Origin of the sequence: Sulfitobacter sp. SK011 (assembly GCF_003352065.1) — a bacterium.
In the GTDB taxonomy this organism is placed as follows: domain Bacteria; phylum Pseudomonadota; class Alphaproteobacteria; order Rhodobacterales; family Rhodobacteraceae; genus Sulfitobacter.
In genome coordinates, this window is the sequence record NZ_CP025803.1 from 1,723,393 (window position 1) to 1,749,197 (window position 25,805).

At 58.0% G+C, this 25,805-nt stretch carries 27 protein-coding genes, 2 tRNA genes and 1 pseudogene; 8 read left to right on the plus strand and 22 right to left on the minus strand.

Translation table 11 applies throughout. From position 1 onward, the window contains the following. The first annotated feature begins 88 nt into the window (after positions 1-88). Positions 89-796, plus strand: a complete 708-nt coding sequence (locus tag C1J02_RS08425) for a DUF3445 domain-containing protein (RefSeq protein WP_114878166.1) — start codon at positions 89-91, stop codon at positions 794-796. Here C1J02_RS08425 and C1J02_RS08430 read toward each other — a convergent pair. The 7 genes from C1J02_RS08430 to C1J02_RS08460 form a co-directional block, all read right to left on the minus strand. Beyond that, on the minus strand, positions 793-1,260 hold the full coding sequence (locus tag C1J02_RS08430; RefSeq protein ID WP_114878167.1) for a DUF2269 domain-containing protein: 468 nt from the start codon (positions 1,258-1,260) through the stop codon (positions 793-795). The genes C1J02_RS08425 and C1J02_RS08430 overlap by 4 nt on opposite strands. Continuing rightward, positions 1,257-2,591 (minus strand): SDR family oxidoreductase, encoded by a 1,335-nt coding sequence (locus tag C1J02_RS08435; RefSeq protein ID WP_114878168.1) that lies wholly within the window; start codon positions 2,589-2,591, stop codon positions 1,257-1,259. Before C1J02_RS08435 ends, C1J02_RS08430 begins: the two co-directional genes overlap by 4 nt. Next, positions 2,588-3,016: a glyoxalase superfamily protein gene (locus tag C1J02_RS08440; RefSeq protein WP_114878169.1), complete on the minus strand. Its 429-nt coding sequence runs from the start codon at positions 3,014-3,016 to the stop codon at positions 2,588-2,590. Before C1J02_RS08440 ends, C1J02_RS08435 begins: the two co-directional genes overlap by 4 nt. 257 nt (positions 3,017-3,273) lie before the next feature. Further along, positions 3,274-4,083: a lytic transglycosylase domain-containing protein gene (locus C1J02_RS08445; RefSeq protein WP_114878170.1), complete on the minus strand. Its 810-nt coding sequence runs from the start codon at positions 4,081-4,083 to the stop codon at positions 3,274-3,276. Positions 4,084-4,208: 125 nt separating this feature from the next. Continuing rightward, complete coding sequence (locus tag C1J02_RS08450) at positions 4,209-4,436, minus strand: hypothetical protein (protein ID WP_114878171.1); 228 nt, start codon at positions 4,434-4,436, stop codon at positions 4,209-4,211. A 166-nt stretch (positions 4,437-4,602) separates the two neighbouring features. Then, positions 4,603-6,009 (minus strand): type I glutamate--ammonia ligase, encoded by a 1,407-nt coding sequence (glnA, locus tag C1J02_RS08455; RefSeq protein WP_114878172.1) that lies wholly within the window; start codon positions 6,007-6,009, stop codon positions 4,603-4,605. A 44-nt stretch (positions 6,010-6,053) separates the two neighbouring features. Beyond that, positions 6,054-6,392 (minus strand): P-II family nitrogen regulator, encoded by a 339-nt coding sequence (locus tag C1J02_RS08460; protein ID WP_114878173.1) that lies wholly within the window; start codon positions 6,390-6,392, stop codon positions 6,054-6,056. Between the two features lie 168 nt (positions 6,393-6,560). Here C1J02_RS08460 and C1J02_RS08465 point away from each other — a divergent pair, with 168 nt between their 5' ends. Then, a complete protein-coding gene (locus C1J02_RS08465) occupies positions 6,561-8,219 on the plus strand; it encodes an NAD(P)H-hydrate dehydratase (RefSeq protein WP_114878174.1) in 1,659 nt (552 codons plus the stop codon). 127 nt (positions 8,220-8,346) lie between these two features. Then, positions 8,347-8,430: transfer RNA gene (locus tag C1J02_RS08470), tRNA-Leu, on the plus strand. A gap of 844 nt (positions 8,431-9,274) precedes the next feature. Here the strand turns inward: C1J02_RS08470 and C1J02_RS08475 are convergent. The 14 genes from C1J02_RS08475 to C1J02_RS08535 all read right to left on the minus strand — a co-directional run bounded on the left by C1J02_RS08475 (position 9,275) and on the right by C1J02_RS08535 (position 20,785). After that, on the minus strand, positions 9,275-9,811 hold the full coding sequence (locus C1J02_RS08475) for a Hint domain-containing protein (protein ID WP_114878175.1): 537 nt from the start codon (positions 9,809-9,811) through the stop codon (positions 9,275-9,277). A gap of 156 nt (positions 9,812-9,967) precedes the next feature. After that, positions 9,968-10,144 (minus strand): hypothetical protein, encoded by a 177-nt coding sequence (locus tag C1J02_RS20855; protein WP_162798282.1) that lies wholly within the window; start codon positions 10,142-10,144, stop codon positions 9,968-9,970. A gap of 426 nt (positions 10,145-10,570) precedes the next feature. Continuing rightward, on the minus strand, positions 10,571-10,825 hold the full coding sequence (locus C1J02_RS08480) for a hypothetical protein (RefSeq protein WP_114878176.1): 255 nt from the start codon (positions 10,823-10,825) through the stop codon (positions 10,571-10,573). Further along, positions 10,825-11,571, minus strand: a complete 747-nt coding sequence (locus C1J02_RS08485; protein WP_254693243.1) for a hypothetical protein — start codon at positions 11,569-11,571, stop codon at positions 10,825-10,827. The genes C1J02_RS08480 and C1J02_RS08485 overlap by 1 nt, the downstream gene beginning before the upstream one ends. Continuing rightward, positions 11,568-12,626 (minus strand): Rieske 2Fe-2S domain-containing protein, encoded by a 1,059-nt coding sequence (locus C1J02_RS08490; RefSeq protein WP_114878177.1) that lies wholly within the window; start codon positions 12,624-12,626, stop codon positions 11,568-11,570. Before C1J02_RS08490 ends, C1J02_RS08485 begins: the two co-directional genes overlap by 4 nt. After that, positions 12,623-13,000: a hypothetical protein gene (locus C1J02_RS21050; RefSeq protein WP_205389887.1), complete on the minus strand. Its 378-nt coding sequence runs from the start codon at positions 12,998-13,000 to the stop codon at positions 12,623-12,625. The genes C1J02_RS08490 and C1J02_RS21050 overlap by 4 nt, the downstream gene beginning before the upstream one ends. A gap of 106 nt (positions 13,001-13,106) precedes the next feature. Then, a complete protein-coding gene (locus C1J02_RS08500) occupies positions 13,107-14,036 on the minus strand; it encodes an AEC family transporter (protein WP_114878178.1) in 930 nt (309 codons plus the stop codon). A 54-nt stretch (positions 14,037-14,090) separates the two neighbouring features. Then, entirely contained in the window at positions 14,091-14,912 is an 822-nt protein-coding gene (locus C1J02_RS08505) for an MBL fold metallo-hydrolase (RefSeq protein ID WP_114878179.1), read from the minus strand. Beyond that, positions 14,912-15,718 carry a TatD family hydrolase gene (locus C1J02_RS08510; protein ID WP_114878180.1) on the minus strand — a complete coding sequence of 269 codons (807 nt, stop codon included), beginning with the start codon at positions 15,716-15,718 and terminating at the stop codon, positions 14,912-14,914. Before C1J02_RS08510 ends, C1J02_RS08505 begins: the two co-directional genes overlap by 1 nt. A 19-nt stretch (positions 15,719-15,737) precedes the next feature. Further along, a complete protein-coding gene (locus C1J02_RS08515; RefSeq protein WP_114878181.1) occupies positions 15,738-16,853 on the minus strand; it encodes a DNA polymerase III subunit delta' in 1,116 nt (371 codons plus the stop codon). A gap of 183 nt (positions 16,854-17,036) precedes the next feature. Continuing rightward, positions 17,037-17,771 (minus strand): extensin family protein, encoded by a 735-nt coding sequence (locus tag C1J02_RS08520; RefSeq protein WP_254693244.1) that lies wholly within the window; start codon positions 17,769-17,771, stop codon positions 17,037-17,039. 416 nt (positions 17,772-18,187) lie between these two features. Further along, positions 18,188-18,787 (minus strand): dTMP kinase, encoded by a 600-nt coding sequence (tmk, locus tag C1J02_RS08525; RefSeq protein WP_114878183.1) that lies wholly within the window; start codon positions 18,785-18,787, stop codon positions 18,188-18,190. Between the two features lie 23 nt (positions 18,788-18,810). After that, positions 18,811-19,980 (minus strand): D-alanyl-D-alanine carboxypeptidase family protein, encoded by a 1,170-nt coding sequence (locus C1J02_RS08530; protein ID WP_114878184.1) that lies wholly within the window; start codon positions 19,978-19,980, stop codon positions 18,811-18,813. Positions 19,981-20,005: 25 nt separating this feature from the next. Further along, a complete protein-coding gene (locus tag C1J02_RS08535) occupies positions 20,006-20,785 on the minus strand; it encodes an SPOR domain-containing protein (RefSeq protein ID WP_254693280.1) in 780 nt (259 codons plus the stop codon). Positions 20,786-21,144: 359 nt separating this feature from the next. On the opposite strand from C1J02_RS08535, the gene C1J02_RS08540 reads away from it, so the two are divergent. Together C1J02_RS08540 and C1J02_RS21155 are read left to right on the plus strand one after the other, a co-directional pair. Further along, positions 21,145-21,234: transfer RNA gene (locus tag C1J02_RS08540), tRNA-Ser, on the plus strand. Between the two features lie 635 nt (positions 21,235-21,869). Next, positions 21,870-22,041 (plus strand): annotated as a pseudogene (locus tag C1J02_RS21155) (RidA family protein); the annotation flags it as partial. Positions 22,042-22,119: 78 nt separating this feature from the next. On the opposite strand, the gene C1J02_RS08555 reads toward C1J02_RS21155, so the two are convergent. Continuing rightward, positions 22,120-22,992 (minus strand): MurR/RpiR family transcriptional regulator, encoded by an 873-nt coding sequence (locus C1J02_RS08555; protein ID WP_114878187.1) that lies wholly within the window; start codon positions 22,990-22,992, stop codon positions 22,120-22,122. A 72-nt stretch (positions 22,993-23,064) separates the two neighbouring features. On the opposite strand from C1J02_RS08555, the gene C1J02_RS08560 reads away from it, so the two are divergent. From C1J02_RS08560 to C1J02_RS08570, 3 genes are read left to right on the plus strand one after another with little or no spacing between them, the layout of a single operon-like run. Then, positions 23,065-23,877 carry an N-formylglutamate amidohydrolase gene (locus tag C1J02_RS08560; RefSeq protein WP_368073776.1) on the plus strand — a complete coding sequence of 271 codons (813 nt, stop codon included), beginning with the start codon at positions 23,065-23,067 and terminating at the stop codon, positions 23,875-23,877. After that, a complete protein-coding gene (locus C1J02_RS08565) occupies positions 23,870-24,439 on the plus strand; it encodes a TRAP transporter small permease subunit (protein WP_114878188.1) in 570 nt (189 codons plus the stop codon). The genes C1J02_RS08560 and C1J02_RS08565 overlap by 8 nt, the downstream gene beginning before the upstream one ends. After that, positions 24,439-25,767 carry a TRAP transporter large permease subunit gene (locus tag C1J02_RS08570; RefSeq protein WP_114878189.1) on the plus strand — a complete coding sequence of 443 codons (1,329 nt, stop codon included), beginning with the start codon at positions 24,439-24,441 and terminating at the stop codon, positions 25,765-25,767. Before C1J02_RS08565 ends, C1J02_RS08570 begins: the two co-directional genes overlap by 1 nt. The last annotated feature ends 38 nt before the right edge of the window (positions 25,768-25,805 follow it).

A 25,805-nucleotide genomic window follows, 5' to 3' on the forward strand; every position in this document is an offset into this window, starting at 1 on the left:
CAGCATGGCGCGGTTTGAATTGGAGTATTTGGCAAAACCCGACGCTTTTGCATGTCGTTTTTGCGAGGCTGTTGCTAGGAGTTGAGGGATGATGATTTTGCAAGATACGCTGCCGGAAGCGCAAAGAGGCGCGGCAGAGTTGCCCGGCGTTGGTCCCTGTGCGGCAGATGACTGGCTGCGGGTGGATGAGGTCTATGCTGCGCAGATGGCGTATCGGGCGGAGTTGATCGCCGATCGTCCTGAGGCGGTTTTGTGGTGTGATCCGCCTGCGGTGGAGGCAGCGTGCGAAGTGCTGTCAGAGGCGTTGTTGCTGTTGCCGGGGCTGGGGTTTGAGGTTGGCGAAGAGCAGGTGACGACCCCAGATGGACGGCGCGTCGCATTGGATTGGTCGGCACCGCTTTGGACGCTGGGGCATCTGGTGCAGGAAGATATTTGTGTCCTGCAAAAGCACGGCGAAGAACATGTGCTGACCGGTGCGGTGCTGTGTTTCCCGGCCAATTGGCGATTGGCGGACAAAGCCGGGCGGCCCTTGGTCGGTATTCACGACACGGTGGTTGAATATGACGACAACATCGCGCGGCGGGTCCAGCGGTTGTTTGATGGGGTGCGGGTGGGGCGGCCGCTGTGGCGGTTCAACAGATTATCCTATGCAGAGCCGGACCTGCATCAGCCACGTCGGATTGCCGATGATCGGCCACGGGTTTTTCAGCGCTCTGAACGGCAATGTATTTTGCGGTTGCCCAAGAGTGACGCGGTGATTTTCACCATTCACACCTGGGTGGTGCGGGGTGCCTAGAACGTAGGTTTGGTGATCATCAGCCAGAGGATGGCCAGCACCGCGGCAAAGGCGGGAAAACCGCAGGCGAACCAGATGCGATAGAGACGATGAAAGCGCGGGGGCAGGGGTGCGCCCTGGGCCGCAGCGGTTTGGGCCAGATCACGCAATTGTTTCTGTATCCAGATCACAGGCAGCCAAAAGACCCCGACAAAGACATAAAGCAGCAGTGCCCAGGCCAACCAACCCGAGGTCAGCGGCCATCCGGCAGCTTGTGCAAGGAAATACCCGGTGATCGGTTGGGCGACAGCGGCGGTTGCGGTGAAGAGCCAATCGGCCACCACCACAATCCCTGCGACATGGGCAATCAACGCCGGGTTTTGGCTGCGCTGGCTTGAAAACATGAAAAACGCGATGCCCGCGCCGGTGCCCAGCAACACGGCAGCACCAATCACATGGGCAAAGAGCAACAGATCGTGGATCATCGGTCGTCCATCAGCGCCATGACCATGCCGGCCAGCACAATGCCCGGCAGGACTTTGACAAAGGGGCCAAGCGGATCGACCCAGATGTCGGGTGTCAACAGGGTGCCAGCGGCCAGATAGCCAAGCGAAACGGCGATCATCGCCCCACAGGCGCGGCGCGCGTAGCGGCGAAACAGAATGGCGGTGCCAAGGGCCACATCAATCACGCCGCCGCCGATGACCGCAAAAGATGCGACACCGGCGTCGATGCCGCGCGACGTGAGAACCTCGATGGCGGGCCCTGTGCGGGCAAGACCAATGAGTCCGGACAACATCCAGAACAGGGACAATGTGGCAATTGCCACAGGCAGCAGCAGAAAAAGCCGTGAAAACCAACGGTCTTGCAGGGTTGCGGGCATGTCGCGCAGGGTTTGATCCAAGGACCGGCAGGCAGCCCCACCGGCGGCGTGCCAGGCAGCAGGATCGCCTTTTATCCCGTCTGCCAGGACGTTAAGTGCGGTTGAGCGAAAAGGGGAACGCCAGCCGAGCCAGCCCAATCCGTCGGCGATTTTTCCTGTGAGGGTCAGCAGGGGCTGCGGCACGGTGATGGTGAACCGCCATGGGGCAAACCCCAGCCAGCCGCGTATCTTATTGGTGAGGCTGGCAAAGGTGTGCACATCTGCTGATGTCACATCCGCAAGCGTGCCAGGTGGAATATCGCCGCGCGCGGCCTGCACAACGGCTGCGGCCAGATCATCAAGGGCGATGGTTTGAACCGGGGTGTCAGGCAACACCTGAAAACCAATGAGCGGCATCGCAGCGGCAGCGCGCAGCAACGCCGTGCCGCCATAAGCGGCGCGGCCCAGCACAAGTGTCGGGCGCAGAATGATCCAGTCAAGCGTGCTGTTCATTAGGTTCGCGTCGCCACGGGCCTTGGTGGACATAAAGGCCGTTGGGGCATCCAGCGCCACACCTACAGCCGAAATTTGAATGAAACGCGTTTTCTGATCGCCAAGCCCGTCGATGAGCGCCTTGATCGCACCCTCGTGGATCGCCGTAAGATCATCCCGCGCGCCATCCTGCAACGCGCCCGACGCATTCACCACCACATCGATGCCCGCCAGATCGTGCGCCCAATCGGCAGCGGTCGTCCTGGCGATATCGCGGATCAGCCAATCGCCATTAGGGTCGACGCGCCGCGCCGCATCTGCGTCGCGCCCCACGCCAGTCACCGTAAACCCGGCGGATTTCAATGCGCGCAGACAGGCCGCGCCAATCAGACCATACCCGCCAAGGACAACTGCCCTTGGCGGAGGTTTGACCGATGTCCCTGCCTGCTCATCGTTGTTCATGGCATATCCAGCACCATGTGAGGCTGGCCGTCTGAGGTCTTTTGTGGCGAGACCCCACCGGGGTTCACCGTCGTGTTCACCTGTCGGCGGAACGAGCTGAAATGCGTGGAGGTGACAACGTCAATCGCCGTGTCAAAGCGCAAGGTAAGCGCCCAGAAGCCGTTTGCCGATATGCGTGCGGCTTTGACCTGACCGGTGAACGGATGGCCCAGATATCGGCCAGACACGGTTTGGCCGGGGGTGAAACTCGCGTGATCGTTGCGGGCCTGTGCGGCGATGGTGTTCCAGTCGCGCGCGCCCCATTGGTGGGCGATGGTTTCCAGCGCTTCGGCATGGCTCATGATCTGACCACGCGCGGCCATGTCACCACGCAGGCGTTTTGCCTGTGATTTCAAGATGTCACGGGGTGGGACGGGATAATTCATTTCAAACACTCCTATTCTCGCAAAGGCGTGAAGGGGGTCCGCGTTGCCCAACAATCTGCGAGAGATTGGTGTGTTGTTCGTTTCAGGGCTTCACCGAATTGCGGACGGCAGGGGCCTGACCCTTGCGCCATGACATAGGAGCAGCAAAGGGCACGTGCAAGACGCGATGTGCGGTGCGCAGGGCAGCTGTGGCTTTTGAGTATTTTTGGCGAAAAGAAGCAGGGTGGGTGCGCCCGAGATCAGCCGCATCCAAGAGGTTAACTGTCGATGCGTGCAGCGGCGAGCGCAATCGCCTTTTGATAGACGGTCGCGGCGTTCCATTGGTTCAGGACACGGAAGTTCGTCTGGCCCTCCTGGTATCCGGCCCCCGGTTTCCAGCCCTTTTGACGCAGGTAATTGGCGGTGGATGCCAATGCATCCGCTTCGTTGTAGAGATCCACACGACCATCGCCGTTTGCATCGACACCGTAACGTAATGCATTGCCGGGCAGGAATTGGGTATGTCCCAACTCACCATGTTTCGCCCCTTTGGTATTGGCGGTGATGGTCCCGCGATCGACAAGCATCAGGGCACCAATCGCATGGGGTGTGAACAAGGACGACCGCCGACAGTCATACGCCAGCGTCAGGATGGCGGGCACGACGGCACTGTTGCCCATGTTCCTGCCAAAGCCTGTTTCCATGCCATGGATGGCAAGCAGCACGCCCGCAGGCACCCCATAGCGGTTTTCAAGGGACTGGTAGAACCCAGCGTTGCGCGCCTTGCGTTTGCGCGCCGATGCGGCAAATCCATCAAGCGAGCCGAGCCGGATGCGGATGAAATCATTCAGCGCATAACGCACGCCTTTCTGATTGCGATCAGCCGCGATGGTGCTGCTTGCATAGGATGCCGACGCCAGCGCATCAAGACCGCGCTGTTTGACACCTGCCGCTTTTGCCTCAGCCGCAAAGGCAGCTTTCCAGGCGTTGAACCCGCCACCGCTGTTGCCACATGGGGCCGCATAGGCAGGCACGGCAAGGGCGGCCGTCAGGGATAATGAAATGATGAAAGATTTAATTTGGCGCATCTAAAACCTCACAAAGGACGGGACAAAATTTCCCGAACCTTAGCGCGAATTCTGCAAGGTGCAAAGACTAGACAGATGTGAGGGGTGACGTGATAGCGCAGGATTTTCGTGCAGGCGGGGCGCGGTTAGCCTGCGAAGGCGAGGACCCACTGATATTCGGGTGTTGTTGCGGCCCAGGCGTAAGCTGCGCCGCCCGTCAGGATGGTAACGCCAACAAAAAATGGAAACGTAAAGATGGAGCTTTTCGAACGGGCGCGTCCACCGGATTTCTTGGCTGTACCTGCAAAAGTAGCTTCCTGCGCCTTGTTGATGCGCGCGATGCGTTGTTCGAAAGTAGTTGTAGACACGGCCATCGTTAATTTCCACCTACTGGAGTACTGGGGCCAATCTCACCAATAATAGGGGCCAAAATTGGGCGCGGGTGGGGCATTTTGGATCACCCTGATATTTAACGAAAAAGGGCACCCCCGAAAGGATGCCCTGTGATGACCAGCGGTCGTTTCTGACCCGAATTTTTGATCAGCAGCTGTAGTACATGCCAAACTCGACGGGGTGCGGCGTGTGCTCGTACTTGTGAACTTCTTCCATCTTCAGCGCGATATAGCCTTCGATCTGATCCTTGGTGAATACGTCGCCTGCAAGCAGGTAATCCATATCCGTTTGCAATTCCTCCATTGCTTCGCGCAGGGAACCGCAGACCGTCGGGATCCCGGCCAGTTCTTCGGCGGGCAGATCATAGAGGTTCTTGTCCATGGCTTCGCCGGGATCAATCTTGTTCTTGATGCCGTCAAGGCCTGCCATCAGCAGGGCAGAGAAGCACAGGTATGGGTTTGCCGCCGGATCCGGGAACCGGGCCTCGACGCGCTTGGCCTTGGGGCTTTCTGTCCACGGAATACGCACACAGCCCGAGCGGTTGCGTGCGGAATAGGCGCGCAGCACGGGGGCCTCAAAGCCTGGAATCAGGCGTTTGTAGCTGTTGGTGGTCGGGTTGGTGAAGGCGTTCAGCGATTTGGCGTGCGTCAGGATGCCACCGATGAACCACAATGCCTCTTGGCTAAGGTCGGCGTATTTATCGCCTGCAAACAACGGCTTGCCGTCTTTCCAGATCGACATGTTCACGTGCATGCCTGACCCGTTGTCGCCATAGATCGGCTTAGGCATGAATGTCGCGGACTTGCCGTACGCATGTGCGACGTTGTGGATCACGTATTTGTACTTCTGAATTTCATCAGCCTGCGTGGTCAGCGTGCCAAAGATCAAACCAAGCTCGTGCTGGCACGACGCAACCTCGTGGTGATGCTTGTCGACCTTCATGCCAAGACGTTTCATCGTGGACAGCATTTCGGCGCGCAGGTCCTGAGCTTCGTCCACCGGGTTGACCGGGAAATAGCCGCCCTTGAGGCCGGGGCGGTGGCCCATGTTGCCCATTTCGTAGTCTGTGTCGGTGTTCCAGGATGCATCGGATGCATCAACTTCGTAGGATACCTTATTGATTGAATTTGAAAATTTTACATCATCAAAGAGGAAAAATTCGGCCTCAGGACCGAAATAGGCGGCATCACCGATGCCAGAGGATTTCAGATAGGCCTCTGCTTTTTCGGCCGTGCCGCGGGGGTCACGCTCGTAGGATTCGCCGGTGTCAGGTTCAACAATCGAACAATGCACACAGATGGTTTTTTCGGCATAGAACGGATCGACATAGGCACTTTCCACATCGGGCATCAGCTTCATGTCTGAGGCTTCAATGCTTTTCCATCCGGCGATGGAAGAGCCGTCAAACATGAACCCCTCTTCAAGGAAATCTTCGTCTACCAGATCATTCACCACGGTCACATGCTGCAGCTTGCCGCGTGTGTCAGTGAAACGGATATCGACATATTCGATGTCCTCGTCTTTGATCTTTTTCAGGAACGCTTTGTTGTCCATGAGTTTTGTCCTCTGCTTGGAATGTCGTGGTGATGTGGTGATGATTACAGCGCGTCCGACCCGGTTTCGCCGGTCCGGATGCGGATTGTTTGTTCGATTGTGGAGACAAAGATTTTGCCATCGCCGATTTTTTCGGTTTTGGCAGCATCTACAATGGCTTCGATGGCGGCATCGACCTGATCGTCGTCCAGCACCACTTCAACTTTTACCTTGGGCAGGAAATCAACAACGTATTCGGCCCCCCGGTAGAGCTCAGTGTGGCCCTTTTGGCGGCCAAAACCTTTGACCTCAATGACCGACAGACCCTGAACGCCAACATCCTGAAGGGCCTCTTTCACTTCGTCCAGTTTGAACGGTTTGATGATCGCTTCGATCTTTTTCATGAGGGTCCTCCAAATATTTGCGCGCGTTGAGGGCGTCATTTCATTTTGGATGGGCAGGGTCTATGGATCGGGCTAGTCTGGGGTCGGAAGACGGTGCAATTTATTCTAGCGCGCCTTAAAATTCATCGAACCGCCTAATAATTACGCACAATTGAATCGAGAGTTGAGATGACCGAACTGCTGACCGCCGCCCAGATGCGCCAGATCGAACAGACCGCAATTGCATCGGGTGCCGTAACCGGGCTGGAGCTGATGGAGCGGGCAGGGCGCGGCGTGGTCGAGGCGGTGTTTGAGGAATGGCCGGAACTGGCCGCGACCTCGCACCGGGCTGTGGTGCTGTGCGGGCCGGGGAATAACGGTGGTGACGGGTTCGTGGTGGCGCGGTTGTTGAAGGAGTGGGGTTGGGAGGTTGAGGTGTTTCTATACGGGGATGCGGAAAAGCTGCCGCAGGATGCTGAAACCAACCTCAAGCGATGGGCGGAATTGGGTGAAGTCCGCCTGTTGCATGCGGAAAATGTGTTCAAGGTGGCCCGACCGGATATTGTCGTGGACGCGGTGTTTGGCATCGGTTTGACGCGCGCCTTGCCGGACGAGGTCGCACAGGTCTTGAACCAAGGGGGCAGGGCAGGATGGGCCAAGAGCCACCGGATCAAAACAGTTGCAGTCGATTGCCCTTCGGGCCTCAATCTTGATACAGGTTTTATTCCATTCAACGGCTCTCCCGATGATCCCGATTTTGACGCCTGGCCCAAAACGCTGAACTCTGCCGATCTGACGGTCACCTTTCACAGCCCGAAACCGGGCCATTATCTGTCCCTCGGTCCTACACTATGCGGCGCATTGCGCCTCGTGGACATCGGGCTTTACGGCGAAGCGCAAGAGCGGGTCAGCATCGGCACGCCGCCAGATACTGAACGCGCGCGTCTGGTTGAGCCGGTCTTTCTGGGCAGGCCGTTGCCACAACGGATGTGGCCAAACGACCAAATGGGGCGATCTGGACCGGCGACCCATAAATATGACCGCGGTCATATCATGGTCTTTGCGGGGGGCGTCGGTCGGGGTGGGGCAGGACGGATGGCAGCGCGCGCGGCATTGCGCGTCGGTGCCGGGTTGGTGACCGTCCTGTGCCCGCCCGCCGCCTTGCAAGAAAACGCCTGCCATCTGAACGCCATCATGCTGCGTGCGCTGCGTGATCCTGCGGCGCTGGGCGAGGTTGCCGACGACAGGGTGACTGGTTTTTGCCTTGGCCCGGGACTTGGCGTGTCCGAAAACACGCGCGCAATGGTGGGTGCCGTTCTGGCCCGCCGCGCCACGGCGCGCGACTGGCGCGATCCGGTGGTCGTTCTGGACGCCGACGCGCTCAGCAGCTTTGCCGATTGTCCCGATACCTTGTTTGAACAGACCTACGGGCGCACGGTCCTGACACCACATTTAGGTGAATTTGACCGATTATTTCCCGATCTCGCGCAGGCGCTGCGCCAAGGCGCATCAAAGATCGACGTAACGCGGCAGGCAGCCGAACGCGCAGGTTGCGTTGTTTTGCTGAAAGGAGCCGACACCGTCATCGCCGAACCGGGCGGCGGGGCAGCGGTGCACGCGGCGGCGTACGATCGCGCCGCCCCGTGGCTTGCCACGGCCGGAGCGGGTGATGTTCTGGCCGGCATGATCGCGGGGCTGGCGGGTGCGCCCCTTGCGTCAGAAGTGTTTTCCATGGCCGAGGTCGCCGCATGGCTGCACGTCGAATGCGCCCGCAGCTTTGGTCCCGGCCTGATTGCCGAGGATCTGCCCGAAGAATTGCCGAAAGTGTTCCGGCATCTGAGTGTATAGCTGGTGTCGTAACATCCCCTAGGTCATCCGCAACACATGAAGTTTACCTTTCAATGTCCTGATTTTTTACCCTCGCCAAGCCCGCGCGTGTTTGATACGAGGACCGTCAATCGCCTAGGCGATGCGTGCGGGTGTGGCGGAATTGGTAGACGCACCAGATTTAGGTTCTGGCGCCTATGGCGTGGGGGTTCGAGTCCCTTCACCCGCACCACTTTTTTTGCCTGCCACCTTCGGCCACTTGAGGCCTGGTTGGTTCGAGGTTTCTCCTCTCACCTGCAACACTATTTCGGAATGCCATATTTAGGCTGTTGTCGACGGCTGATTAAGCAGGAGGCCTAACCGGCATTCCACAAAATTTGCCAAACCCCATGTGAGCATCACTTAAGAAAGCGCTGAAAAACTAACGAAAATGATGCAGGCACCGGCCAGAACCCGATAGGCCACACTTCGCCGTCTGGCTCTGCGCTCGGCGGCTTCATGTTCTGATAATTTTTCTAGAAGTTGAAAAACTCCTGGCTCTCTGAAAATTTGCCTTGGCATGACTGGTTCACACTTCACTCGTTACACGATTGGGCGAAAAAAGGCCGCGCTGGTTTCCCGGCGCGGCCTGTACTCGTTAAGAATGCTTTCGCGTCATTGTCCCACGGGGATGAAACGACAATGACGCGGGGCCAGAAATTAACCGAAGATCGTGGCCATAACCGTTTACCTTCTATGGTTGAATATGCACTTCAGCCTGAGTCGTTCCAATTGGTTGAATTTAAAAAATTTGAGGATGCAAATTCACTATTAACGGGTGATTTGTTTACAGTCACAACCGCTGACAGTTTGCACGGATGCCTTTGATTGTTGCGCCGGTGGAGACAAACTAGGGTAGAGGGCAGGCCGATCCAATTCCAAGGTCTGCCGGCACGGCGAAACAGGGCGCTCAGCCTCATTTGAGTATATGATGCTTGCGGTTGGGGTCCGACCCAACGTCCGTCAGGTCATCACAGGAAGGTTGGCGATTCGTGGGGGGACGCTGGCAAGACGGGGATGCTGGTGGTCAGCTCTGATCACTCAGGTGACACGTCAAACCACAGACCTTCAATATTGACACAGGCAGGTTCGCCGCAATGGAACAGATAATAGGTGAACCCATTCTGCGGCTTTCTGGCGATATAGCCCCGCCCGACAAGTGATTCAGCATAAGCTGTGGATGTGCCGCTTGTGTGTCGGGGCAGCTTAAGGGTCTGCACTGGCGACACCAAGACATCACTGATCGGAAGCTGCCGATCAAGTGATGCCCTCGGGATCACAATCGGGTTTGATTTTGGATGCAGGGACAGGAACTTGGCATCAAGCTGGATTTTGTCAATCCACTGTACTTTCAGGTACTTACCAGACTGCGTTCTCACAGGGTCGCGAAGACGCAGCGCTTCGATCGGTAGGTTTCCGAAAGAGGTTGCTACCCGTGCTTTTCCGCCAAAGCCCGGCAATGTCCAGGATCGGGTGTCCGGCGCAGGGCGTTGGGGTCTCGGTGCAACGACGTCCGGACCTAATTTCAAGCGTATGTTTTCGAGCAACTGCTCGTCATCAAAGGGCTGCAACATGGCTACTCACAAATCACAAACTAAAATACTGTATTTGTGGCCCGCCGGTGCCCTCCAACACCGACAGGCCAAGCAAGGGCCAGGAGAACATTGCCCTGCTGTTTTGGTCACCGCAATTTACGTTCATGCGGTGGAAATAAGGTTGGCGCTAAGGCATCAGCCAAAAAACTGGAGCGTGATCAGCGAAATACAGACGCCCATAAACACAGCATAGAGATAGGATTGTACCCGTTCGATCCGCTCGGCATTCAGCGTTTCGGCCGGTGCGTTGGGCGGACGTGCATCAGATGAGTGCCGATAATTGGCAGATCCGTGTGTCTGTGTCTTGTGCATATTGTTCTCCAATAACTCAAACCAGATTGCAACTTATGGTGTTAAAGTGACCGTGCGGTGCAGGCCGCACGGTCAGTACTCATTAATAATCGTCCCTGCTGCCTGACGGGATGGAGACGGGCTGCAGCATAAAATCAGCTTGGTTTAAATCTCGTTCCTCTTTCTAGCCCAACGGGAGTGAGTTCTGGAATTGGTTGAATTTATTTTTTTTGCACACGCAAATACACCAATACCGGGTGATTAATTTACCCTCATTACGGGAAACTATGGGGTGAATATGTACCCATTGTTCACAGGAAGTCCGCAATACGGCCAAATTCCGGTTATCCCGCAGGTTGTTTGCCGATTTCCATGGGTGCAGATTTGTCGGATCATGTTTGCTCTGAAAAAATGATGAGAAATTTAGCGGACCCTGAGCGGGGAGCCTCAGGTGGCCGGGCCGGCAATCTTTTCGAGCAAACTCAGCGTTATGAAAACGATGAATGCCCAGATCACCAGCTCAAACGCAGCAAGATTGGTGCCGCTCAGCCAGACCTGCAAAAGCCCCCCTTGCGGGCGCAGGCCAAGTTCGGCCATTGCCCCGTTGCGCGCCCAAAGTTCAAGCGGCCAAAACCGTGAGATATAAAGCAGCGCCAGTGCCGCGACAAAGACCAACAGGATATTTAAAAAGCGGGCTATCATCACAGCACTTTTATGGTTGTGTCATCGACCAGAAACAGCAGCAGATCGCCACGGCGCACAACCTGACCTTCGACAGAGATGTAAACACCGACGTAATCCAGCATCAAAGGGCTCACCGCGCCACCGCCGCTGTCACCGATCATCAGGAATTCAGTGCCCTCCACCGGCTGCGAGGACACGAAGACGGGTGGAACACCGCCCAGCAGACACAGATTGGCGCAGGCTTTATGTGCCAGGCCCCGACCCGGACGCATTGCCCCGGCAAGGCATTTGCCATCACAGATCTCACCTGTCAGCCGCCAGACGCCCAAATCTTGCGAGGGTACGGGTGCCGGATCTTGGTCGCCCGCTTTGACGCTGCGGACCTGAAGCATATCGATTGATCCACGCTCCAGAACGATACCTGTCACCACAGCCGATTGCCCTTCGTGCGGCGCGGTGCGGCGCTGGGCACCGCGTTTTGCGGCACCTGCCAGCATCAGTGTGTGGCCCGCTTTGATACGGTCGTTGCCTTGCGTGACATATAGTGTGGGGTAGGGCGCGTTTTGCACAATGCCAGTCACCGTCTGCGCGCCATAGTCAAATCGGAACGCCCCCGAACCGGGGTCATCCTGTGTCGCCCCCACAACCAGACCCATCGCCCCCATCAGCACAACAAAGAGCGCCATGACACCGATCAGGAACCCCTTAAGAGCCGTCGGGACAGGCAGGTACCCAATGAAAAATGGCTTTTTGGGGAGCTTCATGTCGTGTCTCCCGACAGCGCATAGGGTTCGACAAAGGTGCCGGGCGGGTTGGCGTCGGGATCAACCTGCACCTGCCCGTTGACCACGCGCACCCGGTAGGTTGGTACTTTTTCAGTAAAAGGGGCGGGCGACCTGCCGTTGGTGACATCGTATTGAAACCCGTGCCATGGGCAGGTCACAAGGCAATTGATGATCTTGCCTTCGCCCAGCGGGCCATTCTGGTGCGCGCAGGCGTTCGAAATGGCGGAAAGGGTGTCGTGATTGCGGAAAACCGCCACTCTTTCACCATTCGAAAGACGTGCAACGCGGGCATGGTTTTGGGCGATGTCGCCCAATGCACAGATGGTTTCCCACGAAGCCTCTGCGGCGGTTGCCACCGGGTCCAGCCGTGTGCGTTCGGCCCAGGCGGCGGCAAGATGCAGCAGGGTCGTAACAGCGACACATATCACCACGATAATTCCGAAAACCGGATTGGTCTGATCTTGCAGGACCCCGAAGGCGATATGCGCCATCACGGACGCATAGGCCGGATAGATCAGGTAATGCAGCGATTTCCAGACCCGTGGGGTCAGGAATTTCATCCAGAAATCATGGCTGGTCGCCGCCAGTATCATCAGGCAGAGCAGGGAAAAGATCCCGAATGCCTCGAACGGGAAGCCAAGCAGTCGTCCATATCCGGTGTTCGATGCCAGAAGGGCCAGATATTTGTCCATCGGCCCGCCAACAAAGTACCAGTTGAGGATAAAGCCGGCATGGGTGATCGCGACGAAAACCGTCAGAACGCCAAAATGGCGGCGGTTGTAGAGCAGGGGCAAGAACCGCGTGTCGAGCCGTGCAAGTGGCCCGATCGTCAGGATCGCTGTCATCATGAAAAACGCACAGGCCCCAAAGGCGCGGGCGTTGTGAATCTGTCCCGTGATGGCGCGCTCATGGTCCAGAATACCGGGGGTCAGGTTCACAAAGATCCACAGGAACGCCATGATCCCGACAATCAGGATCGCATCATAGATGTATTTGTTCCGGTTCCATTGAACGGGGACGTATTTGACGCTCACTGGGTGACCTCCGCGGCGGGGGTAAGGCGGACTGCGGGCACATCCGCGGGCCATGTCTGGCGCAGTGCATAGGCGCTGCCAAGCGTCAGGGTCACAACGACGGCCATCACAGCCACCACAACCGCGTGCGCCTGACGCGGTGGTTTATGGCGCAGATGCCAATTGTCGCTCCCATGTGCCAATTCCCACCAGCGCCACAACACAAGCGGCCAGATCAGGATCACGCCCGGCACGATCAGTGGTCTGAACGTCAGTGCGCCACGTGCATCTTCGTCAATGATATCCATCCCGAAAAGCACAAAAGCGATGGCAACAGCCGCGCCCAACACCAGCCAGCCCTGTGCAAAGCCTATCAAAAACACTGACGCGGTCATATTCCCCTCCAACGACGACGTGGATCGGCATTTCAATCAAATACAACGCTATTGTGCGTCATAGAACAAGAAGGAAGTGAGCAAAAACAATAGGGTTGACGACCCGCTAGGCCAGCACGATCAACCAGAACCAGACGGTCAGGATTGAACTGGCCGTCGCGATCAGCACCGATGTTGCCGCCACCCGGCGCGCGCGGCCATACATATTGGCAAAAATATAGGCGTTGAACCCCGGTGCCATTGCCGCCGTCAGCACCCCGGACCGAAACGCATCCTGGGGCAGATCAAGGGTGGTGCCAAAGGTCCAGACAAGTGCCGGATGCACCAACAGCGCGATGATGCAGACCATCGCAATGGCTTTAATATCGCCCTCAGGCTTGTACTGGATCAGCACGCCACCAAGCGCAAAAAGTGCCGCAGGCAAGGCGGCCCGCACGATCAGCGACAGCGCATCATCAACAACACCGGGAATGGGCAGGCCTGTCAGATTGACGGCAAAGCCCAGCAGGATGCCGATCACCAGCGCATTGCGAAACATCGCGCGGCTGACATTGCGCACCAGCGACAGGCCGGTTTGGCCCCGGTTGCGCACAAATTCCATCACCGTAATGCCCAGACCATAGCAAAACGGCGCGTGAAACGCGACGATGGCAAAGTTGCCCGCCATCGCATCCGGCCCATAGGCGCGTTCAGTGATCGGCAGACCCAACAGGATCGAGTTGGAAAAGAGACAGCAAAAACCGATGGCCACGCAGTCTTCCCAATCGCGCTTAAAAAGCAGCCGTGCGCCAAAGATACCAAGCGCGAAACACAAAGCGGCACCTGTGTAGAAACTAAACATCAGGCGCGGATCGAATGACGCAGACAGATCCAGCCGGGCGATGGCTTGAAACAGCAGGCAGGGGATGGCGAAATTCTGGGTGAACTTCATCACCCCGTCGATGCCCGTTATCGGGAACAGACCCCGCCAGACCGCGACATAGCCAAAGCCAATGACCAAAAAGACCGGCAGGATGACATCAAGGAGCGTTTGCAAATCGGGACCTGTGGTTGGGGTGAAAGGGCAGGCGTACAGAGGCGCGCGCGGCGGTTATCCGGCCGATTGAAACGTCACGGGAAGCGGGAAAGTCAGCGTCATCCCGTCATAAGCGGGTTCGATATGGTCGGGTGTCTCAGCGACAAGGGTCGCATAGTCCAGATCATTGTGCATGTTGGTCAGCACCGCCTTGCGGGGTGCCACCTTTTCGATCCACTCAAGTGTCTGGGCCAAATGGCTGTGGGTCGGATGCGGATCCCGGCGCAGGGCGTCCACAATCCAACAGGTCAGATTGTCGAGATGCGGCCAGACATCATCCGGAATAGACGCCACATCAGGCAGATACGCGACGTCGTTCATCCGAAATCCCAGCGCGTCCATGCCCCCATGTTTCACCAAGAACGGGGTAAAGGTGAGGGTGCCGCCGGGTCCGTCAATCGACACATCCCCGGTGATGTCATTCATGTCCAGAATGGGCGGGTACATTGACCCTTTTGGGGTCACAAAAGCATAGCCGAACCGCGCAAAAAGGGCGGCGCGGGTTGGGGCGTCGGCCCAGACCGGCAGGCGCGCGCGCATATTGATGACAATCATCCGCAGATCATCCAGCCCATGCACATGGTCCGCATGCGCGTGGGTATAGATCACCGCATCAAGCCGCCCAACACCTGCATCAAGCAGTTGGTTGCGCATGTCGGGCGAAGTGTCAATCAACACGGTGGTGGTGCCTTCCGGCGTGACCCGCTCAACCAGCAGCGAACAGCGACCACGGCGGTTTTTGGGCTCGGTCGGGTCGCAAGCCCCCCAATGACCGCCCAGCCGCGGCACCCCACCCGAAGACCCGCAGCCCAATATGGTGACACGCATCTCTGCCATCAGGCTGCGGCCCTGTAGTGCGCGACCTTGGTAAACAGGCGATCAAAGTTTTCCTGCGTTTGGGCCGCAAAATCGGCGTAGTCCATGCCAAATGTCTCGGCCGCCTTGCGCGCGGTATGTGCCGTGTAACCGGGCTCATTCCGTTTGCCCCGGTGCGGGGGTGGCGCAAGGTAGGGCGCATCGGTTTCAACCAGTATCCGATCAAGCGGTGCGGCGGCAAAGATGTCACGCAAGTCGCCGGATTTCGGAAATGCCGTAATGCCGGACATCGACAGGTAGAACCCAAGATCAAGGGCGGTCTGTGCCAATGCAGAGGAGGAGGAAAAACAATGCATCACGCAGGCAAACGCGCCGTTTGCATGTTCCTCGGTCAGGATGCGCGCCATGTCATCGTCCGCCGCGCGGGCATGGATGATCAGCGGCAGCGCCGTCTGCCGGGCAGCATCAATGTGGATGCGCAGGGAGTGTTGCTGAACATCAGCAGATTCGGCGGTGTAGTAATAATCAAGTCCGGTCTCGCCAATCCCGACCATTTTTGGATGGCGGGCAAGCGCGATCAATTCATCGGTGCGGGCCAGTGGCTCTGACGCGGCGGACATCGGATGGGTGCCTGCAGCATAGAAAACCGGCGCGTGCGCCTCTGCAATGGCGCGGACAGCGGGTTCGTTCTTGAGCTTTGTGCAGATCGTGACCATGCGGGTCACACCGACGGCGGCGGCGCGGTCGATGATGTCGGGCAACTGACCTTCGAAATCGGGGAAATCGAGGTGGCAATGGCTGTCTGTGATCTGTGGTGGGTTGGTCATGCCTGTCCCGGTATCTGCGCTAGCGGGGCGCGGTGTCGCCCATCTTGAACAGGGTATCTAGGACCAGTGCGGCAGGGTCAAGGTTGACCGCCATGCCATGTTGCGCACGTGCGGATATCTCTTGCGCCACTTCCGCCCATGCACGGCCCTGCGCCGGAGTTGGTGACAGACGGTGCAACAATTGCGCTTCGCCCGGTGCGGCCTCGACTGCGGGTGGTGTGCCGGTGGCCCCGGTGCGCGCAAGCCGCGCCAGCAACAGATCAATGAGGGTAAAGAGCAACGCCAGCTTTTCCTCAGCACCGCGCTGGGCGGCGGCTTCGGCCAGCTTGATGGCGCGGGCGCGGTCCATGCGGGGCAGGGACGCCATCAGCGCCACCAGTTCAGCATAGATTTTCAGCCCCCCCATCAGCAACAGGCGCAACGCACCGCCCACCGATCCGCCGGAAAGCTCCGCCAGCGCGCCCGGATCGCCCTCGATCGCGACACCGGAGGCGGCCAGCGCATCGGCCATCTGATCAGCATCCAATGTGCCCATGCGCAGAACCCGGCAGCGCGACCGGATCGTCGGCAAAAGGCCCGAGGGCTGATGGCTGAGCAACAAAAGCGTGGCCCGCGCAGGCGGTTCTTCGAGCATCTTCAAGAGCGCATTGGCCGCGTTCACGTTCATCTCGTCGGCATCATCAATGATCACCACGCGGCGACCACCATCGGCTGCGGACATCTGGAAAAACCCGTTCAGCGCCCGAATGTCATCCACCACGATCTGCTTGCGCATGCGCTTGGTGTCAGGGTTGATGCTGCGCGTGACCGCCTTGAGGCCACCTTCACCACCCGATGCAATACGCCGGGCAACCGGGTGATCGGGGGCAATGTCCAGCGTGCCGGGTGTGGGGGCCGCAAACATGCCGCCCTCATCGGGGTCCGGCGTTGCCAGCAGGAACCGTGCAATGCGCCACGCGAGCGTCGCTTTGCCCACGCCGCGCGGCCCGGTTAGCATCCATGCATGATGCAGCTTGCCCGCATTGAACGCCGCCAGAAACGCAGCCTCGGCCGCCTCCTGCCCAATCAGGCGCTCGGTTTCGCGCGGGTGCAGGGCACCGTCGACGCGGTCAGGTTGGGGGGCATCATCGCTCATGATATGCGGTGTACCATGTTTGGGCAGAGAGGGAAGATGGAGAGAGGTGAGATTGCGGGTTCGATGGCTGTGGGGATGGCAGGTTTGAGCCCAGAACTGGCATTCATTTGAGCAAGGTCTCTGCCAAGGAGGTCGAGGATACAGGAAATGCTGGCATACTGGTGCCGGAACAGGGCGAGGTCGCTAACGGCAATAAGATCCGCTGCGCCGACGCGCCGTATCAAAATGGAAATGATCTTTGTGATAGCGGTCGGCGTCGGGGCCAAGCACCGTGCCGAATAAACCGCAGGCCCCTGTGTGCAGCTCACGCATAACTGCGTTTGTCTCTTTGTTCGCCCAGCCGTCGCGCACGGTAATCACGGTGCCATCCATCAGTATGAAGGACGAGATATCAACCGCGCGACCCTTGGCATGTTCGGAAAGACGCCCGCGGGACCGATTGTTCTGTTTCCTGCAGGCATAATGGCCGGACAGACGCAATCCCTTCAGACCACCTCCCTGATCCGCAAAGGCCGGTTTTGCCGTGTTCTCCAGCCAGGTCTTCAGTGTAATGGCCGTCCTGCAATCCATCGTCGCCAACTGGCTGAGCAAGACATCAGACACAGCTCTGATGCGTACAGGCTCGGCAATGCCGCATCCCCGTAACTTCCCCGAAAAGGGCTTGCGGTTTTCACCGATAATGGTCCAGTCGCTACACACAGCGCCGCGTTCAAACATCTTTTCTCGCCCGATTTCGATCTGGCGAGACCTGCAAGGGCGCAGCCGTGGTCTTGGAGAGATCGTCAAGTCTCGTTTCGGGATGGCAGCGGCGGCTTCTTGCCCGGAGATTATCGCCAGATCTGCTGGCAGTTCATACGCCACAAGACCTTGTGATTGCGCCTGCGCAGCTTCTTCGCAATCCGGCGCGGCGCTCGCCATACTTGCGCATAAAATAAACAGAGAAACCAATACGCGCATAAAATACCTCGTTCCCATTCAGGGCGGGCCGATTGCCTTTTTGTCTCTTTCTACAGGTCTTTGGTACAGCACCCTATCATGCCTTGCGAAGCAGCAATAGCGGTCAATAATATCTGTCTTTGTAATCTACTATTGTAAGCCTTTGGAACAATACGACTTCACACCTTCAACACCCCCGGCATTCGCTACTCAGAGGCCAATGGAAAACATGCGAGACACAATAATGCGTCTTTAGCACCGTTGCTCAGGGTGTTACGGAATTATCTAGAAATAGTCCCACTGCAGCGAACAGCTGGATTGTCCCGCATTGTGGGTCTTGGCAATCTTAATTTGCCGCGATGCAGTCGTTTCAAAGGCGCACTCCACAAGGGCCCCGCTCAGCCCAAGGCTTGGACCACATCCGCCGCTACGTCCTCAACACTCCGTCCGCCGTCAATGACCACAAACCGATCTGTGAATTCTTCGGCCAGCGCCAGAAAACCGGCGCGCATCTTGGCCTGCAATGCCTCGCCAAATCCCTCAAACCGTTCTTCTGCCGTCTGCCGTGACAACGCACGTGACAGCCCCTTTTTGGGGTTCATGTCGATCAGGATCGTCAGGTCGGGTTCAACCCCGATCATCAGGTCATGCAGGGTGTCCACCGTCTGGCGCAGATTGCCGCGGGACAATCCCTGATACATGCGTGTGGAATCGGCAAAGCGGTCGCAGATCACCACTTTGCCTGCCGCCAAAGCCGGGCGAATGGTGCGTTCCAGATGATCGCGGCGTGCGGCCGTGAACAGCAGGATTTCGGTCTCTGCCGACCAACGGTTCGGGTCGCCTTGCAAGACCAACGCACGGATTTCTTCGGCACCCGGCGAACCACCCGGTTCGCGCGTCAGCACGACCTCACGCCCCTGGGCACGCAGATGGTCAGCCAACAGGTGCGCCTGGGTGGACTTGCCCGACCCGTCGATGCCTTCAAAACTGATAAACATGCCCTTTAGAGCGTCATTGGCGGTCACGACGCGTCCTGCGGCCCCGCGTTGAGGCGCGCCAAAAGATGGCGTGCGGCGGCGGTCATCTTGACCATAAATCCACCGGGGCCGACCGCCTCTGAGGCAACCAGCGGGACCCGGACTTCAGACAGACCTTCACGGGTCAGAACCAGTTCAGCCAATTCATCGCCCTTGGAAATGGGCGCACGAAAGGGACCTTTGTAGATCACCTCGGCCTGCATTTCCTGCCCCCCTGCGACCGGCGCGAGGACCGACAATTCTTCCTTCAGTTCCAGACCGACCGTCTGGGCCATGCCCATCGACACCGGGGCCTCGGCCAATTGCGTGCCGGCTTTGCCCAGTGACCGCTGCGAGAATTGCCGGAACGCCCAATTGACGATGGATTCAGATTCCTGCGCACGGGCGGCAACGCTGTCGAGGCCGGACAGGACAAAGATCACCCGCCGGTCACCTTGCTTGGCAGAGCCGACAAGGCCATAACCCGCCTCGCTTGTGTGGCCGGTCTTTAATCCATCTGCGCCAATACCCAGCGTTAACAGCGGATTACGGTTTGACTTGTTGCTGGGGACCCGGTTGTCGAATTCAAATTCGGTCTCAGCGAACAGCGGATAGAATTGCGGAAAGTCAGTGATGATGCGGTTCGCCAGCAGCGCCAGATCGCGCACTGACATCAGGTGCCCCGCTTGTGGCCACCCGTTTGAATTGGCGAATGTCGAACTGGTCATGCCGAGTTGCTGTGCGCGTTGGGTCATCAGACGGGCAAAGCCGTATTCGGTCCCGTCAGGCGACAGCGCTTCGGCGATCACGGCACAGGCATCATTGCCAGACAATACGATGATCCCCCGCAAAAGATCCTCGACCTTGACGCGCTCTCCGGACCTTAAGAACATCGACGAACCGCCATAGGACATGGCGTGTTGAGAGACCGGCAATTCCTCAACCAGATTAAGACCGCCATCTTCCTTGCCCCGTTCGATCGCCTCAAACGCCATGTAAAGCGTCATCAGTTTTGACATGGACGCGGGCGGCAGAGGCGTGTCGGCATTCTTGGCCAACAAGACAGTTCCGGTTGTTTGATCAAGAACGTAAGCCGCAGTGGCGCGGGTCTCAAACGCGAGGGCGGGCAGGCTGAACAGGATCAGCGCCAGACAGGCAGAAATATGGCGGATCATTGGGTCAAGATGCTCCTAAATCAGGTCAATTTGCAACGGCGTAGGCATCAGAGAAGCCTTCAGCCTTGATCGCTTTGATCAGGTTATCAAGTTCAGAGGCGCTTGTCGCCGGGCCAACCAGGACACGCCAAAACGCCTTGCCGTTGATCTCACTGCGCCTGACGGATGGCACCATACCTGCGCCGCGCATTTGTTTGGCAGTGCGTTCGGCGTTGGTTTCAACGCTGAAAATACCCAGCTGGACATAGGGTTTTGACAGATTGGAGGCGGGCGCGCGCGGTGCAGGGGCGGCTGGCTGTGCTGCTTCTGCCGCGGCGGCCACGGGGGTGGGGTCGGCCTCTTCAATCGCGGCACCTGCGGATGCAATTGGATCAAGCGCTGTTTCTGTGATCTCGGCAGGGCCGGCAACGGTGCCCTCAACAGCAGTGTCTTCCGGGGCGGGCGCGTCTGCCTCTTCACGGCGCAGGGCGGTGACGTTCAGCGGTGCCGGAGCGCCGGCCAGAACGTCGAGCGCCGCAGCCGCATCAGACGAAATCTGAAGCTTGGGGCCCGGCAGGTCACGTTCCCGGCGGAAAAGCGCGCCAATCACGAACTTGCCATTCGCCTCGTTGCGGATGATCACCCGCTCTGGATCGGTGACATCGGGATGCGCAACCCAGACACCGCCAAGGGAGGGGCGGCCATCCCACAAGCCTTGATCGGTGACCGAAAACACGTCGGGCGCTTCCACGTCACGCTCAACCAGCGTGGTGGATTTGGCGGTGGCGGCTGTGCTGGATTTGGCACCGGCTTTGGGCAAGGGCATGGCAAACTTGCCGTTTTCATCACATCCCGCCAGAAGGCTCAGCGAAAGTGCAGCACCTGTTAGCATTGTCACTGCCCGGTGCGGAATGCGCATGGGGTTTGTTGGCCTGCTCATGTTTGTCGTCCTTGCCTGCGTGCCCAGAGTGAAAGGGCCTGTTTTACCGGTTGTTCCGGCACGTCTGAACATCCCCTTCAAGAGGGGCTTTTTTGCACTCTAACCTGCATGGCCGCACCTGAAAAGGCCGACCTTGGCGGATCGGCAGATTTCCCCTCGGAGCGGCTGATATGAAATAAAATTTTGGCTGAATGCATTTGCCCATTTGCCGAATCAACTTTGGCGCTTTAGGAGGGGCGGGCTGCGGAGGCTTGGCAGAGTGGTCGAATGCACCGGTCTTGAAAACCGACGAGGGTGAAAGTCCTCCCAGGGTTCGAATCCCTGAGCCTCCGCCACTACGCCTGACATATTCCAATATACAACGCACTTGGATGGTGTCAGCGCGGTGGCGTCCTGCATCGTAACCAACACCACCAAGGCTGATGCGCATTCTGACCTGCGAACTTTTTCTCAGCCGTTGGCACTGTGTTTATTGCTGGCGATGGGGCCGGGATCGGTGCCGGAAAGGCCGCCGCCATTTTGGGCGGGATTGCAGCACGTGAGGTCGTCCATGATCTGGGCCCGATAACACAATATGGCGGCGACGCTGAGGCCAGACCGCTCCAAAGACAATTGGGAACGGAACGCGCAGCACGCCCTTTCATCGACCGGGCCATGCCCCTTTTTCGGCCGCTTTAGTATCGCAGGACGAGATGATCATCTTTCGGTTCGAAGAAGTCGCAGCGGGCGACATCCGGCGTATAGCAGGTTTGGGATGTTACGGCCCAAACGATTCCGACACATTGGGCCACGTCGGTATGGCCCTCTGTCAGGGCCGGTATTGTGGATTGTCAGCGACGCAAATCCTGTCCGACACAAACAAGATTTCGCCAGATGAAACACGATACGATCCAATACGTCTGCCACTATAGCCTGTCACATTCAGCGAAATCGTTGCCCTGACATAGGATGAAGAAAGTGAGGAAACGCCATGATCGATCGGATGCAAACAGGCCCCCCGCATGAGCAAGATTGGCAAGCAAAATGGTGCTGCGTATCTATGTGGACAGGTTGGGGATGGCGACACTGTCACAGAGCAAACCAATGAGTGTCTGACCCGTGTTGGCACCTTTCTGGCGCAAGCTGGATCGCCGCCGGACCGGGCTGGCTCTTCAAAAATGCGAAAGCGCTGCGGCCACCCGTTGAACGCTGAAGTTACAATACCTGGAAGGGCACCGCCGTCAGGTGAATTTTCGGAAAAGCTTGGTCTGGTCGAACATATCCTCCAACGCTTCCATTCGGGTCCGGGTGTCAGACCAGCACAGGTCCTGCACGGCAGAGATCATCGTTTCGATCAGCAGCATCGGCATGACGGCGGAATCCCAGGCCGACGGCACGACGATGCGGCTGCTGAAACAGATGTCAGACAGCGCATGGATCGGAGAGCGCCACTGGTCCGTAAAAAGGATGATCTTGGCACCCTTTGCATGCGCCATTTCCGCAAGTTTCAGGGTGTTGTTTTCGTACCGCCGCACGTCGAAAATCACCACCACATCGCCTTCCTCAAGGTCCAAAAGGTAATGCGGCCAGGTGTTGGAGGTCGATTGAACGTGGATGACGCCGGGGCGGATCACCTGCATGTGCAGATAGAGATATTCAGCAATCGTGTGGGATATCCGCCCGCCTACGATATAGACCGTGCGGTCGGTTTCGGAGATCAGCGCGCAGGCGTCGTCAAACGCCGCCGGTTCGATCTGTGCCAACGAATGGCGAATGTTGTCGATGACCGCATCGGTGATCCGGTTCAGCACATGGCCCGATGGGGCGCCTTCTGTCCATGTGTCGTGTTTGGCAATCGGGTTTCTGGCCTTGGCACGCAACTCTTCACGTAACGCGGCCTGAAAATCGGGATACCCCTTGAAGCCCAGCTTTTGCACCATGCGCAGCACTGTCGGGCCAGACACGTCGGCGTCCTTGGCCAGCGCGGACAACGGCCCAAGCCCGCTGGCGGGGTAGTTTTCCAGGATCGAATGCGCAAGTTGCCGCTCTGCTCGGGTCAGATTGTCCAAGCCGCTCTGAATGCGGTCCGCGATGGTAAATTCTGATCCGGGCAAGGGGGGAATCGCCTCATTTGATAGCTATCGTTACAGAAGTATAGCAGATGAATAATATATTACAGAAAATTGTTGACAGAATCTGCGCACCGCCTGAGTGTTATCGAAATTGGGGGATTATTGGTGCCGCAGATTTCGACATCCGAACAGCCTGTTGTTGTAACGTCCGCACGGGGACCGTCGGACGTTGTGCTGGTCTGCGAACACGCTTCGGCTTTTATTCCGCCCGCATTGAATGACCTCGGATTGTCCGAACGGGACCGGCAAAGCCATGCGGTCTGGGATCCCGGCGCATTGGCCGTGGCAGAAGAGATGGCCCGGATCATGGATGCCACGCTGGTGGCGGGCGGGGTGTCGCGGCTGGTTTATGATTGCAACCGCCCGCCGGACGCGCCGGATGCGATGCCGGACCGCAGCGAACGGATAGAAGTTCCCGGCAACCGGGGGCTGGACGCTGCCGCGCGAGACAGGCGTGTGGCGACGTATTACCTGCCTTTTCGGCGTGCTTTGGCCGATGCGATTGCCGCCTGTGCCAAACCCGTGATCGTGACCGTGCACAGCTTTACCCCCAATTATCACGGTCAGCCCCGTCAGGTTGAAATCGGTATTCTGCACGACAGCGATGCGCGATTGGCCGATGCAATGCTGTCGATTGCGCCGCAGCACACGCAGATGAACACCCAACGCAACGCGCCTTATGGCCCGGTCGATGGCGTGACACATACGTTGAAAGAACATGCGCTGCCGGGGGGGCATCTGAACGTGATGATCGAACTGCGCAATGACCTGATTGCCACAGAAATGCAGCAACAACAGATGGCCGGTTTGCTGTCTCGCTGGATCAGTGCCGCCCTTGAAAATCTGGGTCAGGATTTGCATGCATAGTCTGGCGCGCGGGTTCATTCGGGCGGTCGATGCCCTTAACTTCCGGCTTGGTCGGATTGTGATGTATGGCATCTTTGTTCTGATGGCGATCCTGCTGTGGTCCTCTGTCAGCAAGACGTTTTTTCTGCCGTCGCTTTGGACGCTGGAGTTGGCTCAGTTCGCGATGGTGGCCTACTACATCCTTGGGGGACCGTACTCGATCCAGCTGGGCTCAAACGTGCGGATGGATCTGTTGTATGGGGATTGGTCGCCGCGCAAAAAAGCATGGGCCGACCTGATCACCGTATTGTTCCTGATTTTCTATCTTGGCGTCATGATTTACGGCGCAGTCGGATCAACGGCCTATTCGCTGGGGTATTGGGGGACAGAGCCGTTTTCGTTCTTTGGCGGGCTGATCACCGGAACCGAAGAAATCGGGCGCATGGAAACCTCGCCGTCGGTCTGGCGGCCATGGATGTGGCCGATCAAGACAGTCATGGTCATTGGTCTGTTCCTGATGCTGTTGCAGTGCATTTCCGAACTGCTCAAGGATGTGCTCCGGCTTCAGGGTGAGGTGGTCTGATGTCCTACGAAGTGATTGCCACGCTGATGTTCGCCACGATGATGCTGATGCTGCTGACCGGGCAGCGGGTGTTCGGGGCCATCGGATTTGTCGCCGTGGTTGCGGCGCTGTTGTTGTGGGGCGACAAGGGCGGCTACGACATCGGGTTTTCCGCCGCCATGAAACTGATGAAGTGGTATCCGCTGCTGACGCTGCCGATGTTCATCTTTATGGGCTACGTGCTGTCTGAATCGCGCATCGCTGATGATCTGTACAAGATGTTTCACGTCTGGATGGGCGGGCTGCGCGGCGGGCTGGCGATCGGCACCATCGGGTTGATGGTCCTCATCTCGGCGATGAACGGGCTGAGCGTTGCGGGCATGGCCATTGGGTCCACCATCGCGCTGCCGGAATTGTTGAAACGGGGCTATGACAAACGCATGGTCACCGGCGTCATTCAGGCCGGTTCCAGCCTTGGCATTCTGGTGCCGCCATCCGTTGTGTTGGTGCTTTATGCGATGATCGCACGTCAGCCGGTTGGACAATTGTGGCTGGCAGGTATTTTGCCCGGATTGATGATGGCCGCACTGTTCATTGCCTATATTGTGATCCGCTGTTGGAAGAACCCGGTGCTGGGTCCGGTGCTTGACGCGTCAGAGCGTGATATTCCGCGTGCTGAAAAGCTGCGTCTGCTCAGGGCCGGCATCCTGCCGCTGGTGATTTTCGCCTCGATGATGGTGCCATTCGTCAACGGCTGGACCAGTCTTGTGGAAAGCTCGGCCATTGGGGCAGGGGCCGCATTCTTTGCAGCGGTGCTCAAGGGGCGCATGACCCGCGAGGTGTTTGAAAATTCGGTGCGCAATACCCTTGGCATCACCTGCATGTTCATGTGGATCATCCTTGCGGCACTGGCCTTTGGCGCGGTGTTTGACGGCTTGGGTGCGGTCAAGGCAATCGAGGGGCTGTTCACCGATCAACTGCACCTGTCGCCCTGGACGATTTTGATTTTGATGCAATTGTCCTTTATCCTGATGGGCACGTTTCTGGACGACACGGCGATGCTGGTCATTGTTGCGCCGCTTTATGTGCCGCTGGTGGGCGAATTGGGGTTTGACCTGATCTGGTACGGTATCCTCTACACCATCACCACGCAGATCGCCTATATGACCCCTCCATTCGGCTATAACCTGTTCTTGATGCGTGCGATGGCCCCGCCCGAGATCACGCTGCGCGATATCTATGCGTCGATCACCCCGTTTGTCTTGGTGATGGTCGGTGCGCTGGCGCTGGTGATGCTGTTTCCGGGACTGGCGCTGTGGCTGCCTGATTATGTGTACAACCAACCATAAAAGAGCCCCTGCAAAGGGGGCCTGTCATTTCAACAAAG

Bases quoted from the DNA above. Each gene is read 5' to 3' on its own strand.
- C1J02_RS08465 (WP_114878174.1), top strand. From the start codon at position 6,561: ATGACCGAACTGCTGACCGCCGCCCAGATGCGCCAGATCGAACAGACC.
- C1J02_RS08460 (WP_114878173.1), bottom strand. From the start codon at position 6,392: ATGAAAAAGATCGAAGCGATCATCAAACCGTTCAAACTGGACGAAGTG.
- glnA (WP_114878172.1), bottom strand. From the start codon at position 6,009: ATGGACAACAAAGCGTTCCTGAAAAAGATCAAAGACGAGGACATCGAA.
- C1J02_RS08530 (WP_114878184.1), bottom strand. From the start codon at position 19,980: ATGATCCGCCATATTTCTGCCTGTCTGGCGCTGATCCTGTTCAGCCTG.
- C1J02_RS08485 (WP_254693243.1), bottom strand. From the start codon at position 11,571: ATGAAGCTCCCCAAAAAGCCATTTTTCATTGGGTACCTGCCTGTCCCG.
- C1J02_RS08535 (WP_254693280.1), bottom strand. From the start codon at position 20,785: ATGCCCTTGCCCAAAGCCGGTGCCAAATCCAGCACAGCCGCCACCGCC.
- tmk (WP_114878183.1), bottom strand. From the start codon at position 18,787: ATGTTTATCAGTTTTGAAGGCATCGACGGGTCGGGCAAGTCCACCCAG.
- C1J02_RS08510 (WP_114878180.1), bottom strand. From the start codon at position 15,718: ATGACCAACCCACCACAGATCACAGACAGCCATTGCCACCTCGATTTC.
- C1J02_RS20855 (WP_162798282.1), bottom strand. From the start codon at position 10,144: ATGCACAAGACACAGACACACGGATCTGCCAATTATCGGCACTCATCT.
- C1J02_RS21050 (WP_205389887.1), bottom strand. From the start codon at position 13,000: ATGACCGCGTCAGTGTTTTTGATAGGCTTTGCACAGGGCTGGCTGGTG.
- C1J02_RS08440 (WP_114878169.1), bottom strand. From the start codon at position 3,016: ATGAATTATCCCGTCCCACCCCGTGACATCTTGAAATCACAGGCAAAA.
- C1J02_RS08480 (WP_114878176.1), bottom strand. From the start codon at position 10,825: ATGATAGCCCGCTTTTTAAATATCCTGTTGGTCTTTGTCGCGGCACTG.
- C1J02_RS08445 (WP_114878170.1), bottom strand. From the start codon at position 4,083: ATGCGCCAAATTAAATCTTTCATCATTTCATTATCCCTGACGGCCGCC.
- C1J02_RS08425 (WP_114878166.1), top strand. From the start codon at position 89: ATGATGATTTTGCAAGATACGCTGCCGGAAGCGCAAAGAGGCGCGGCA.
- C1J02_RS08570 (WP_114878189.1), top strand. From the start codon at position 24,439: ATGTCCTACGAAGTGATTGCCACGCTGATGTTCGCCACGATGATGCTG.
- C1J02_RS08565 (WP_114878188.1), top strand. From the start codon at position 23,870: ATGCATAGTCTGGCGCGCGGGTTCATTCGGGCGGTCGATGCCCTTAAC.
- C1J02_RS08505 (WP_114878179.1), bottom strand. From the start codon at position 14,912: ATGGCAGAGATGCGTGTCACCATATTGGGCTGCGGGTCTTCGGGTGGG.
- C1J02_RS08450 (WP_114878171.1), bottom strand. From the start codon at position 4,436: ATGGCCGTGTCTACAACTACTTTCGAACAACGCATCGCGCGCATCAAC.
- C1J02_RS08435 (WP_114878168.1), bottom strand. From the start codon at position 2,591: ATGAACAACGATGAGCAGGCAGGGACATCGGTCAAACCTCCGCCAAGG.
- C1J02_RS08520 (WP_254693244.1), bottom strand. From the start codon at position 17,771: ATGGCGAGCGCCGCGCCGGATTGCGAAGAAGCTGCGCAGGCGCAATCA.
- C1J02_RS08515 (WP_114878181.1), bottom strand. From the start codon at position 16,853: ATGAGCGATGATGCCCCCCAACCTGACCGCGTCGACGGTGCCCTGCAC.
- C1J02_RS08430 (WP_114878167.1), bottom strand. From the start codon at position 1,260: ATGATCCACGATCTGTTGCTCTTTGCCCATGTGATTGGTGCTGCCGTG.
- C1J02_RS08475 (WP_114878175.1), bottom strand. From the start codon at position 9,811: ATGTTGCAGCCCTTTGATGACGAGCAGTTGCTCGAAAACATACGCTTG.